Source organism: Prevotella communis, assembly GCF_022024115.1.
GTDB classification, from domain to species: Bacteria; Bacteroidota; Bacteroidia; order Bacteroidales; family Bacteroidaceae; genus Prevotella; species Prevotella communis.
This window is the reverse complement of sequence record NZ_CP091792.1, coordinates 1,228,698-1,241,739: the sequence shown is the minus strand read 5'-3', so window position 1 is coordinate 1,241,739 and position 13,042 is coordinate 1,228,698. Positions and strand designations below refer to the sequence as shown.

Annotated in this window: 12 protein-coding genes; 4 read left to right on the top strand and 8 right to left on the bottom strand. The window is 47.8% G+C overall.

The window, feature by feature from the left end; genetic code table 11:
• Positions 1-52 precede the first annotated feature (52 nt).
• The 4 genes from L6468_RS04805 to gap all read right to left on the bottom strand — a co-directional run bounded on the left by L6468_RS04805 (position 53) and on the right by gap (position 3,478).
• A complete protein-coding gene (locus L6468_RS04805; protein WP_091815483.1) occupies positions 53-982 on the bottom strand; it encodes a diacylglycerol/lipid kinase family protein in 930 nt (309 codons plus the stop codon).
• Entirely contained in the window at positions 979-1,902 is a 924-nt protein-coding gene (gene miaA, locus L6468_RS04800) for a tRNA (adenosine(37)-N6)-dimethylallyltransferase MiaA (protein WP_237795847.1), read from the bottom strand. Before miaA ends, L6468_RS04805 begins: the two co-directional genes overlap by 4 nt.
• A 14-nt stretch (positions 1,903-1,916) precedes the next feature.
• Positions 1,917-2,381, bottom strand: a complete 465-nt coding sequence (gene greA / locus L6468_RS04795) for a transcription elongation factor GreA (protein WP_237795845.1) — start codon at positions 2,379-2,381, stop codon at positions 1,917-1,919.
• 71 nt (positions 2,382-2,452) lie between these two features.
• Positions 2,453-3,478 (bottom strand): type I glyceraldehyde-3-phosphate dehydrogenase, encoded by a 1,026-nt coding sequence (gap, locus tag L6468_RS04790; RefSeq protein WP_091815474.1) that lies wholly within the window; start codon positions 3,476-3,478, stop codon positions 2,453-2,455.
• A gap of 245 nt (positions 3,479-3,723) precedes the next feature.
• Between gap and mscL the strand changes: the two genes are divergently transcribed.
• Both mscL and L6468_RS04780 read left to right on the top strand, forming a co-directional pair.
• Positions 3,724-4,125: a large-conductance mechanosensitive channel protein MscL gene (gene mscL, locus L6468_RS04785; protein ID WP_091815471.1), complete on the top strand. Its 402-nt coding sequence runs from the start codon at positions 3,724-3,726 to the stop codon at positions 4,123-4,125.
• A 182-nt stretch (positions 4,126-4,307) separates the two neighbouring features.
• Positions 4,308-5,984, top strand: coding sequence for a SulP family inorganic anion transporter (locus L6468_RS04780; RefSeq protein ID WP_237795843.1), 1,677 nt, complete (start codon positions 4,308-4,310; stop codon positions 5,982-5,984).
• A 5-nt stretch (positions 5,985-5,989) separates the two neighbouring features.
• On the opposite strand, the gene L6468_RS04775 is transcribed toward L6468_RS04780, so the two are convergent.
• The 4 genes from L6468_RS04775 to L6468_RS04760 form a co-directional block, all read right to left on the bottom strand.
• Positions 5,990-6,901, bottom strand: a complete 912-nt coding sequence (locus L6468_RS04775) for a PP2C family protein-serine/threonine phosphatase (protein ID WP_237795841.1) — start codon at positions 6,899-6,901, stop codon at positions 5,990-5,992.
• 85 nt (positions 6,902-6,986) lie between these two features.
• Positions 6,987-8,594, bottom strand: coding sequence for a glutamine-hydrolyzing GMP synthase (gene guaA / locus L6468_RS04770; RefSeq protein ID WP_237795833.1), 1,608 nt, complete (start codon positions 8,592-8,594; stop codon positions 6,987-6,989).
• A gap of 6 nt (positions 8,595-8,600) precedes the next feature.
• On the bottom strand, positions 8,601-9,350 hold the full coding sequence (locus L6468_RS04765; RefSeq protein ID WP_091815457.1) for a nucleotidyltransferase family protein: 750 nt from the start codon (positions 9,348-9,350) through the stop codon (positions 8,601-8,603).
• Positions 9,351-9,403: 53 nt separating this feature from the next.
• Positions 9,404-10,939, bottom strand: a complete 1,536-nt coding sequence (locus L6468_RS04760; protein ID WP_237795819.1) for a RapZ C-terminal domain-containing protein — start codon at positions 10,937-10,939, stop codon at positions 9,404-9,406.
• 204 nt (positions 10,940-11,143) lie between these two features.
• Between L6468_RS04760 and L6468_RS04755 the strand changes: the two genes are divergently transcribed.
• Positions 11,144-11,500 carry a BlaI/MecI/CopY family transcriptional regulator gene (locus L6468_RS04755; protein WP_091815451.1) on the top strand — a complete coding sequence of 119 codons (357 nt, stop codon included), beginning with the start codon at positions 11,144-11,146 and terminating at the stop codon, positions 11,498-11,500.
• Positions 11,497-13,023: a M56 family metallopeptidase gene (locus tag L6468_RS04750; RefSeq protein WP_237795811.1), complete on the top strand. Its 1,527-nt coding sequence runs from the start codon at positions 11,497-11,499 to the stop codon at positions 13,021-13,023. Before L6468_RS04755 ends, L6468_RS04750 begins: the two co-directional genes overlap by 4 nt.
• Positions 13,024-13,042 lie beyond the last annotated feature (19 nt).

The following is a 13,042-nucleotide window of genomic DNA, read 5'->3' as shown; positions in this document are numbered from 1 at the left end:
CGAAAAAAAGCAAAAAGGAGGTATCATCACCTCCTTTTCCTCTATGATTCGCTCAATCGGGTATCAAGAAATTAATCACTTCCGGTTCTACATGAATATGGTATTCGCCCACCGTACGCTCAGCCTGACGACCGTCTACACATACCAAGGCCTTGTCAGATTCCACCGACATTTTCCTGACTCGATACGGATGCACACTCTTATGATTCAAGAGGCGCCCGGTCACCAACAGCCACAAGCCTGCCAGCAGTTGCTTTACTCGTGGATTATAGACCACTGACACATCCAGCATGCCGCTATAGGGCACAGCACTCGGCGTCTGTCCGTAACCCAGGGCATTACCTACGCAGACCGTCATAACACTACGTTCCATCACTTCGTAGTCAATATTCAGGCGCATCTTATAGTCGTGGCGATGAAACACCATTGACAAACAAGTATACAGGAAGGCTATCGTCTTTGAGCCCAGGACTTGCCTACCTTGTCGGCGCAGATTCTGAAGATCTGCCGTCAGACCGATATTGACACAGTTCAGAAAATAGCGCTTCAGCTTTTCACCGGCTTTGTTCTCATAGTCAATACAACCCAGGTCCACTTTCCTGACCCGGTGCATCTTCAACCACATCACCGTCTTCTCGTCATCACGCTCATCAAAGCCCCAGAATCTGGCGAAATCATTCAGCGTGCCATTAGGTATCACTCCCAGTGCCACTTGCTCGCGCATATCCTTATCTGCCTTCATCAGACAATTCACTGCATCGTTCAGCGCCGTATCGCCACCCATGATAACGATAGTCTTATACCCATTATGTATTAGCATCGTCATCAGACGTTCCACGCTCTCAGTCGACTCACTCTGCACAAAGTCATATTTCACACCTTGTGCCGCAAGTTCCTTTTGCAGTCGCTCCCAACGCCTGCGCGAACGGTAAATGCCTTTTCTGGGGCAATACAGTATAGCCCATCGACAATCTTCCATCATATCATTTGAAGTATTTGTTCTACCTTCTCATCTATCGGTAATGTAGCATCTATCCAATGAATAGTGAAACCACGTCGTTCCATACCACGGAACCACGTCATCTGACGCTTTGCAAACTGATGAATAGCTATCTCAAGTTGGCGGAACATCTCATCATACGACAGTTTGCCTATGATATATTCCGTCAGGTATTTATATTCCAAACCGTAGTAAATCAGGTCTTCTGTCGGTATTCCTTCAGCCAGCAATCCTCGAACCTCATCTACCATACCCTCATCCAAACGGGCTTTCAATCTGCGTGTTATCTTTTCACGACGTAAGTCACGGTCGATATTGACACCTACTATCAAGGAGTCTATAGGTGGCAATTCACGAAGTGGCATGGGATGTTCTATGTTATAGGTTTCAATCTCAATGGCACGTATGGCACGCTGACAGGAGTCTACATCGGTCTTATTATGCATCACAGAACCGCTCCGTTGCTTCAATTCAGCAAGTATGGCAGTCAGTTCTTCCAGCGTCTTACCTTCAAGACTGTCACGCAATTTCTGATTCTGGGGTACAGGCGAGAGTTTATAACCCTTCAGCACAGCCTCAATATAAAGTCCGGTGCCACCGCAGAGAATAGGTGCCTTTCCTCTCCCTACAATATCATTATACGCATCAAAGAAATCCTGTTGATACTGAAACAGGTTATACTTCGTACCAGGCTCGCAGATATCAATGAGGTGATAAGGGATGTTGACGGGGGTACCGTCAACCACAGGGGCATAGTCGCAAAGGTCCTTTCCCGTACCAATATCCATACGACGATACACCTGACGTGAGTCGGCAGAAATAATTTCTCCACCGATACGTTGGGCCAATGCAGCTGCCAATGGCGTCTTACCGCTTGCCGTAGGACCAAGTATTGTTATCATCCTCATTTCCAACACTATAGAGATACACTTTCAATGCGAAGTTTAAGCATACCTGCTGGTACACGCACCTCCACTTCATCACCAACCTTCTTACCCAAAAGAGCCTCAGCAATCGGTGACTTGATGGAAATTTTACCCTCACGTAGGTTGGCCTCATGAGGACTTGTGATAGTATAGGTCATACGTGAGTTCGTGTTGAGATTGGTCATCTCAACCTTACTCAGCAGGCCTATGCTCTCGCCAGCCAGTCGCGATTTGTCAATCACCCTGGCGTTCTCAAGCACACGCTGCATAAAACGTATACGTCCCAACAAGCGTCCCTGCTCACGCTTAGCGGCATGATATTCAAAGTTCTCACTCAAGTCACCCTTGTCGCGAGCTTCTGCAATAGCATCCCTTACCTGTGGCAGTTCCACAGTCTCTAATTGCTTTAATTCAGCCACGAGTTTATCGTAGCCCTCTTGTGACATATATTCCATGCCTGCAAAGGTAACAAAAAAAAGCCACCCGACAAAATCGAGTGGCTAATTTTTACCTATATGGGCTAGTATTACTTCAGCTCAGCGAGGTACTTGATGGTGCGAACCATCTGAGAAGTGTAAGAGTTCTCATTGTCGTACCAAGAAACAACCTGTACGAGTGAGTTACCATCCTCCATCTTGCTTACCATGGTCTGGTTAGCGTCGAAGAGTGAACCGAACTTCATACCGATGATGTCGCTAGAAACGAGCTTCTCCTCAGTGTAACCGAAGCTCTCGTTCTGAGCAGCCTTCATGGCAGCGTTGATGCTCTCAACAGTTACCTCACCCTTAACAACAGCGTGCAGGATAGTGGTAGAACCTGTAGGAGTTGGAACGCGCTGAGCAGCACCGATCAGCTTACCGTTCAGCTCGGGGATAACGAGACCGATAGCCTTAGCAGCACCAGTTGAGTTAGGAACGATGTTCTGAGCACCAGCACGAGCACGCTGAACATCACCCTTGCGCTGAGGACCGTCGAGGATCATCTGGTCACCAGTGTAAGCATGAACAGTTGTCATGATACCGCTCTGGATGGGAGCGAGGTCGTTCAGAGCCTTGGTCATAGGAGCCAAGCAGTTTGTTGTGCAAGAAGCAGCTGAGATAACAGTGTCAGCAGGAGTCAGAGTCTTGTGGTTTACATTGTAAACGATAGTGGGCAGATCGTTACCAGCAGGAGCAGAGATAACAACCTTCTTAGCACCAGCAGTCAGGTGAGCAGAAGCCTTCTCCTTAGATGTGTAGAAACCTGTGCACTCCAGAACTACGTCTACATCCAGCTTGCCCCAAGGCAGCTCAGCAGCGTTAGGAATAGCATAGATAGTGATCTTCTGACCATCAACAACGATGTAATCCTCACCAGCCTCTACAGTGTGCTTGTTCTCACCAATCTTGCCGCAGAAACCACCCTGAGCGGTATCATACTTCAGCAAGTGAGCCAGCATCTTAGGACTTGTCAAGTCGTTGATTGCTACTACTTCATAACCTTCTGCCTCGAACATCTGACGGAATGCGAGACGACCAATACGGCCAAAACCGTTAATTGCTACTTTTGTCATTTTTTTAGTTTTTTATTAAAAGGGTTATAAATAATTTCTAAGTTTTTTGCCCTCATGGAGCATTTTTTCTTATTTTCGCGTGCAAAGTTACAAAAAAATTCCTATATTTGCACCCAGAATCAATCTTAATTAAAGTGAAAAGTGAGAATCGCGTGCGAAAAGTGATTTTCATCAAGAAAGAAAGGACAAGATTGCAAAACGAAGATTACAAAATATGTATTAACCATTTAAACAATTTAAGAACTATGGGATTTATTAAAGAATTCAAGGAGTTTGCCATGAAGGGCAATGTGATGGACATGGCAGTTGGTGTGATCATCGGTGCCGCTTTTGGTAAGATTGTAAGTAGCATGGTTGACGACATCCTGATGCCGCTGGTTGGTATGGTAACAGGCAATGTAGACTTTACTAATCTGGCCTTCCAGATTGGCGAGGGCGAAGATGCCGCTGTGCTGAAGTATGGTAACTTCATCCAAAACACTGTAGACTTCATCATCGTGGCCTTCTGTATTTTCCTGATGCTGAAGGGTATCAACAAGCTGAACCGCAAGAAGGAAGAACCCGCTCCTGCACCTGAAGAACCCAAGGGTCCCACTCAGGAAGAACTGCTGGCAGAGATTCGCGACTTGCTGAAGGAGAAGAAGTAAACACACCTTTTTTATTATATGGGGCGAGTTTCGATAAAAACTCGCCCTTTTTCTTCTACCATATCGGCACGACATAAATCAAGAAAATGAAGTCTTTCTGTGGTTGTTATCGCACACATAACAAAAATTAATCTTTTTTGCATAACTTTGCAGCCGTTTTTCAATAGGATAATAAAAAGGTAATGAAAACTTTAGATTTTAAGCCGAAATTGGTATCGGCTATTAGGAATTACAACAAACAGACATTCATGGCCGACCTGATGGCCGGTCTTATCGTGGGTATCGTTGCCCTTCCATTGGCTATCGCCTTCGGTATTGCCAGTGGTGTTTCTCCAGAAAAAGGTATTATCACGGCTATCGTAGCAGGTTTCGCCATTTCGGCCCTTGGCGGTTCGAAAGTACAGATTGGCGGTCCTACGGGTGCTTTTATTGTCATCGTGGCTGGCATCATCAACCAATATGGCATACAGGGTCTCACCATCGCCACACTCATGGCGGGTGTTTTCCTTATCGGTTTCGGCCTGTTGCGCCTGGGTACCATCATCAAGTACATTCCCTACCCCATCATCGTTGGTTTCACCAGCGGTATCGCCGTCACCATCTTCACTACGCAGGTAAAGGATTTGCTGGGCATGCGGATGGATGCCGTTCCAAGCGACTTCATTGAGAAATGGATTGCCTATTTCCAGAACCTGACTCATATTGATCCATGGAGTGCCGGTGTAGGATTAGTGAGCGTAGCTATCATTGCCTCAGCTCCCAAATTCAGCAAGCGTATCCCCGGTTCACTCATTGCCATCATCGTCATGACTGTTGTCGTATTGCTGTTGAAGCAGTATGCCGGCGTAACCTCTATCGAGACCATTGGCGACCGTTTCAACATCTCTTCACAGCTACCTGATGCCGTTGTGCCCGAATTGAGCTGGGAAACCATCAAGGGACTGGTTGCCCCCGCGCTGACCATCGCCATCCTTGGTGCTATCGAGAGCTTGCTGTCAGCCACCGTTGCCGATGGTGTGATTGGCGATCATCATAACTCAAACACAGAACTTATTGGTCAGGGCGTGGCAAATATCGTATCACCCATCTTTGGCGGTATCCCCGCTACAGGTGCAATCGCCCGTACCATGACTAATATTAATAATGGTGGACGCACCCCTATCGCCGGTATAGTACACGCAGTGGTACTGCTGCTCATCTTCCTGTTCCTGATGCCGCTGGCACAATACATCCCCATGGCCTGTCTGGCCGGTGTACTGGTAGTAGTGAGCTACGGCATGAGCGGATGGCGCTCGTTTACAGCACTGATGCACAATCCAAAGAGTGACATCACCGTTCTGCTGCTCACCTTCTTCCTCACCATCATCTTCGACCTCACAGTAGCCATCGAAGTAGGTATCGTCTGCGCTTGTCTGCTCTTCATGAAGCGTATGAGCGAGACCACCGACGTGAAGGCTGTATACGACGAGATTGACCTGAATGAAGATGCCGACATGGAGCGTGGCAACCTGGAACACCTGTCTATCCCCAAGGGTGTAGAGGTGTACGAGATTAACGGTCCTTACTTCTTCGGTGCAGGAAATAAGTTTGAGGATCTGATGGGCGGTTTCGGTGATCGTCCGAAGGTACGCATCATCCGTATGCGTAAGGTACCCTTCATCGATTCCACAGGTCTGCATAACCTTGAGAACATGTGCCTGATGAGCCAGAAGGAAGGCATCACCGTGGTACTCTCCGGCGTTAACGAAAAAGTGGAAGCCGTGCTTCGTCGCAACAACTTCCACAAATTATTGGGTCAGGAGAATATCTGCAACCACATTGATCTCGCCCTGGCTCGCGCCAACGAGATTGTAGGCTAAGCGGTTTACATAAAGACCGCTAAGCCAACAGCGATACCCGCCAATAAAGAGAGGGCGGAGAAACCAAGTATTACAGAAGAGGAAATCTGATTACTATCCACAGGTTCGGTAGTGACAGGTTTCCTCTTCTGCTGTATTTCTGCAGTTCCTTCACTGACATCCTTCACCTGTATCAGATAGGCAGAGTGATTATCCGAATTATTTACCGTAGCATCAATCAGCCGTTGGCGCTTCTGCTCGTCAGACTCATTACTGGCAAGGATGCTCACCAGTTCCTTATCATCCATCTTCTCCAGCATACCATCTGTGCAAAGATAGAAGTAGTCACCAGACTTTACGTCTGTGATATGCGTCAGGGTTGCCGTTGTACGCTCCATCTGATAGGGTTGCATACCCTTCAGGATAATATTCTTCTTAGGCGACGTACGCATCTCCTCGTAGGTAATCTCACCATTTTCATACATCTGCTGTACCAAAGAGTCATCACGCGTTCTGAACAGTACGCCATTCTCAGTCCCTAATGACGGACGCAGATGATATACACGACTATCACCTATATGAGCCACTAAACATCCTCCGTCATGGAAACAGAGGAAGGTCATCGTCGTACCCATTGTCGCCTCTTTCTTTGTATCGGCAGCATCCAAGGCATTATAAGCCTTTGTAAGACATTGTCTGAAGTCGTCATCCGAAAACTTTGGAACCACGTCACAGATAGCCTTTGCCATCTCTCCCAGTGCCTTACTCACAGCCGCACTGGCCACTTCGCCTTTATCAAGACCACCCATACCATCACAGACCACGAACACGCGCTGGTCTGCAGAAGCCTCTCCCATCACGGGGTATATTGCATCTTCCTGGTTACTACGATTTCCCAGTTCATTAATGGCTTGTGGTTGATGTAATTGGAATTTCATTCTTTTCTACTATTTTCTATGATTCGCGGCAAAGGTAAACAAAAAAGTCCGAAAGTACAAAACTTTCGGACTTTTTTAATATTTATTATTCCCACTCGATTGTTGCGGGTGGTTTTGAAGAGATATCATAGCAGACGCGATTCACGCCACGTACCTTATTAATAATCTCATTAGAGACTTTTGCCATGAACTCGTAAGGCAGATGAGCCCAGTCGGCTGTCATAGCATCGGTTGAAGTAACAGCACGCAGGGCAACGGGATGCTCGTATGTACGCTCATCACCCATCACACCAACACTGCGAACTGTTGAGAGGAGGATGGCACCTGCCTGCCATATCTGGTCGTAGAGCGAAACCTCGATCTCACCATCTTTCATATCAGCAGGAATACCAGCAGCCAGAACCTTACGGGCTTCCTCGCCGCTGAGTTTTACCTTATAGTCACGCAGGCCGCGGATATAGATGTCATCGGCATTCTGAAGAATCTGTACTTTCTCACGGGTGATATCACCAAGGATACGAACAGCCAGGCCAGGACCGGGGAAAGGATGACGTGTGATGAGATGCTCAGGCATACCCATCTGACGACCCACACGGCGCACCTCGTCCTTAAACAGCCACTTCAGGGGCTCACAGAGCTGCAGATGCATCTCCTTGGGCAGACCGCCCACGTTATGATGACTCTTAATCACCTTACCAGTGATATTCAAAGACTCAATTCGGTCTGGATAAATAGTACCCTGTGCCAGCCATTTAGCATCCGTAATCTTCTTGGCCTCGGCATTGAATACCTCCACGAAGTCACGACCTATAATCTTTCTCTTCTGCTCAGGATCGGTTACTCCAGCCAGATCGCCGAAGAACTTCTCACTGGCATCCACGCCAATCACATTCAAGCCCAGCACCTTGTAGTCTTCCATCACCTGCTGGAACTCATTCTTGCGCAACATGCCATGGTCCACGAAGATACAGGTCAGGTTACTGCCAATGGCCTTGTTCAGCAACACAGCAGCCACTGAAGAGTCCACTCCACCAGAAAGACCCAGAATCACGCGGTCGTTACCAACCTGAGCCTTGAGCTCTGCTATAGTAGTATCAACGAACGAAGCTGCGCTCCACTCCTGCTTACTGCCACAGATATTGACAACAAAGTTATGCAACAAGGTTTTACCCTGTACCGTGTGGAACACCTCTGGATGGAACTGCACGGCCCATACGGGCTGCCTGGTAGAAGCAAAGGCTGCATTCTTCACATCCTTTGTAGAACCGATCACCTCGAAATCAGAAGGAATGGCCGTGATGGTATCACCATGACTCATCCACACCTGAGAACCTTTCTCAAAACCTTTGAACAGAGGATTGTCCAGATTGATGGTCTCAAGATTTGCACGACCGTACTCGCGAGAGTCGGCCTTTTCAACTTTACCGCCCAGAGTGTTTGAGATAAACTGTGCGCCATAGCAGATACCCAGCACAGGCACCTTGCCTACGAATTGCGAAAGGTCAACCTTAAAGGCCTCGGGGTCATGAACCGAATAGGGCGAACCTGAGAGGATCACACCGATAACGGAGTCATCACCAACGGGGAATTTGTTGTAAGGAAGAATTTCGCAAAAGGTGTCCAGCTCGCGGACACGACGGCCAATCAACTGGGTCGTCTGCGAACCGAAATCAAGAATAATAATCTTTTGCATTGAAATTTATTGATTAATGAATTGTTCTGCTTGGTCAAGGGTCTCTATCTTACCCACATCCATCAGGCGCAGGTCATCCTTCACAAGTCCCACAATCTTGGAACGGTGGCAGACGCTGAGATAGAAATCGATAATGGGGAAACGCTCAGGAAACTGTTCCATCAGCGCAAACAGACGAGGTGAGAAAGAGTGAATACCACTGAAAGCATACTCATTGAAAGGCTCACCATGCTGTGAAAGACCTGTACGACGCACATACTCGTAGGGGCTGCGGATCTCACCCGTCTCAATATTCTTCCAGCCCATCAGTCGCATGGCATTATCGAAGAGCAGATAGCGCTTCGTCTTACGCTTACTGACAAGGAGGACGGCATCCTCTTCTGGCAGATGCTGACGCGAGAACCAACCGAAGTCTACGTTATCCAGGATATCCACATTATGAATCAGGATGGGCTCATCGTCATTAAACAGCGGCGCTGCTTTCTTCAGTCCCCCACCCGTCTCGAGCAACTGATCGCTCTCATCGCTGAACTGCACCAGTGGAGCATAGTCCTGCTGCGCCACATGGTCCTTAATCATCTGAGCAAAATGGTGGATATTAACAACGAAGCGATCATATCCTTGTTCACGAAGTCTGTTGATAATCAAGTCGAGCAAGGGGCGTCCTCCCACCGGCACTAATGCTTTCGGCATTGTGTCTGTAAGGGGTTTCAAACGGGTTCCCAAACCTGCCGCGAATATCATCGCCTGTTTCATGGGTGCAAAGGTACGAATTATTTTTGAGATTTGAGTTTTGAGATTTGAGTTTTTTATTTCTTTTGCAGAACTTGCGTTATTTTCTGTTCACGATGACAGATTCTCACCTCTACGCCAAACTTCTCATGGATATGTTCAGCCAAGTGCTGGGCAGAGTAGACTGAACGATGCTGACCACCCGTACAACCAAAACAGAACATCAGTGAGGTGAAGCCACGCTGGATGTAACGACGCACATGCGCATCAGCCAGTTTATAGACTGAATCCAGGAATGTCAGTATCTCACCATCATCCTCTAGGAAGCGGATAACAGGTTCATCCAGTCCCGTGAGTTTCTTGTAAGGTTCGTAACGGCCTGGGTTATGCGTAGAACGACAGTCGAACACATAGCCGCCACCATTACCGCTCTCGTCCTCGGGAATGCCCTTGCCATACGAGAAACTGAATACCTTGACCACCAATGGTCCCTGGGCATCATATTTAGAGAAGGTGGCAGGACCATCCTGTGGATGGGGCTTATAGGGATTATTCTCTGTTGTCTTATAGCCATCAGCACGTTTGGCTGTGGATGTGATCTGCTGGAACTGCGGCATCTCTGTCAACTGCCTGAGCACAGCCGACAGATACGGATAAGGGAAGTCGGTTGCATCAAGCAACTCGCGCAGGTTCTGAATAGCCGGCGGTATACTGTCAATAAAATGCTGCTTACGCTCAAAATAGCCACGGAAGCCATAAGCGCCCAGCACCTGAAGGGTACGGAACAGCACAAAGAGTGAAAGACGGGCAACGAAGACATGTGGTGTGGGTACCTCCGTGAACTGCTTCAACGCATGATAATACTCATACACCAACTCACGACGCAATTTATGGGGGTACTTAGCCGAAGCCTGCCAAAGGAATGAAGCCACGTCATAATAATAAGGTCCGCGACGTCCGCCCTGAAAATCGATGAAGTAAGGATTACCCTTATCATCGAGCATCACATTACGTGCCTGGAAATCCCTATAGAGGAAACATTGTTCATCACCGCCTGCAGTCAGGTCCTTAGCCATCAGTCGGAAGTCAGCCTCCAGTTTCAACTCATGGAAGTCCAGTTCGGTAGCTTTCAGGAAGCAATACTTGAAATAGTTCAAGTCAAAGAGTACCGAGTCCGTATCGAATGCCGGCTGGGGATAGCAATGGGAGAAATCCAGTTCACGGGCGCCACGTATCTGAATATTCGGCAACTCACGAATAGTCCGTTTTAGCAGTTGCTGCTCCTGCAACGTATATCGGCCACCAGCCTCACGTCCGCCACGGATTGCATCAAACAGCGACACAGAGCCAAGATCGGTCTGCAGATAGCGCAACTCATCCTCACTGACAGCCAACACCTGAGGTACAGGCAACTGGCGTTCCGCAAAATGATGAGCCAGATAGACAAAGGCATGATTCTCGTCACGACTCGTACCAATACATCCAACTACACTGACGCCATCGGCACCCGTCATTCTGTAATACACACGGTTACTACCAGCCCCAGGCAGTTGTTCTGTCGTGACAGGTTCTGCACCACACCATTTTTTATATAAATCTATCAGCTGTTTCATAAAGCTATCGTTTCTCGTTTCGTCCGCAAAGTTAACACTTTTTTGTGTGAACAACTAAAAAATGAGCCACTTTCTACTTAATAAACATTAAAAACTAAAGCCTTTAGTTACATCAAACTATATTTTTTAGTTACTTTGCCAACGGATACAGATACTGGCGCATCAGAAGCGCTAAGAAAAAATGGAACTTTAAAACCAAAAACAATGAGAAGACTGACCACAAAAGAACGGGAAATCATGGAACTGTACTGGCAGCATGGTCCGATGTTCGTCAAGGAACTGCTGGAGTACTATGACGAGCCACGTCCTCATTTCAATACACTGTCAACTACTGTACGCATCCTGGAGAAGAAAGGTTTTCTGGATCACAAGCAGTATGGCACCTCCTATCAATATTTCCCTACCATTACGGAGAAGGAATACGGACGTTCCAGTCTGACAGGCATCATCAAAGACTACTTTAATGATTCCTACCTGAGCGCCGTCTCTGCCTTCGTGAAGGAAGAGAAAATCTCTGTGGACGAACTGAAAGAACTAATCGAGAAAATAGAGCAAGGATGATGGAGTTTCTGACATACGACCTGAAGGTGGCAGCACTATTAGCGGTATTCTATATGTTCTACCGCCTGCTGCTGAGCCGCGAGACATTCCACTGCGTCAACCGCATCGTGTTGCTGACAACCGCCGTGGCATCGTTCATACTGCCTCTGTGCGTCATCACGCTGCACAAGACGGTAGTTATAGAACTGACAGAGACACATGTGGATTTCGAGGGAATGACCATGATGATTGAGGAAGCTGAGCAACAGCCATTCTGGCAGACAGCAGCTGTCATCGCCTTCTTCATCGGTATGGTTGCCACCTTAGGATACACGCTCTCCAACGTGCTCCGCGTATGGTTACTCATCAGCCACAGTCAACAGCATCCACAGCCCGACGGCACCGTCATCTGCGTAACCTCCTTTGACGTATCGCCTTTCAGTTGGATGCACTACATCGTACTCTCCCAAAGCGACTACGAGGCCCAAGATGCCTCTATTCTCGCCCATGAACGGGGACATATCCGTCGACGCCACTCACTCGACCTGCTCCTCGTTGATACCCTCACCGCCTTGCAATGGTTCAATCCCGCTATGTGGATGCTGCGCCAGGATCTGCGCGCCATCCATGAGTACGAAGCCGATGCAGCGGTACTCTCTCAAGGCATCAATATGCGCCAGTATCAGTATCTGCTTATCCAAAAAGCCGTGAGCCACTGCGGGTACTCAGTAGCCAACGGTATCAGTCACAGTACCCTTAAAAACCGCATAAATATGATGCTACATAAGAATTCAAGTCGTGCCAGCTTACTGAAGCTGCTCGCATTAGTCCCCATCGTTGGTATTGCACTCGCTATGCAGGCAGAAACCGTCAACGACTATGTGTACACGGAAAAGACGCAGACGCCTCCCAAGAAGGTGATCAAGAAAGGTAAGGCCAACGCTCAGATAAAGATGGGCAACAAGACCATACAAGTGAAAAAAACGGAAAAAAATGCTTCTGGGAAGACAAAAGAACCACTCATTATGATTGACGGAAAGCGCTCAACCAAAGCCGAAATGGATGCTCTGGATGAAAAGAGAATCGACCACATCAACGTGCTGAAGGGGAAAGCTGCCACCGAGATCTACGGAGCTGAAGGTAAAAACGGCGTCATAGAAATAAAGACCAAGAAACCCGTACTGCTGGACGTTGTCGTAAAGACAGAAGCACAGACCGAGCCCGATGACAAACCATTTGATGTGGTAGAACAGATGCCATCATTCCCCGGAGGAAAGGAAGCACTCATGAAATTCATATCGGAAAACGTAAAATATCCTAAGGAAGCCGAAGAAAAGGGTCTCCAAGGTCGCGTAGTCGTAAGGTACATCATTGAGAAAGACGGCAGCATTAGCGAAGTTGAAATTGTAAAGAGTGTTAACGAATATCTGGATGCAGAAGCCATCCGCGTTGTCAACGCCATGCCGAAATGGAAGCCTGGTAAACAAAAAGGTGAGCCCGTACGTGTGAAGTTCACTCTTCCCGTTACCTTCCGCTTGAGCTAATACATAGAGTTCTATTTAG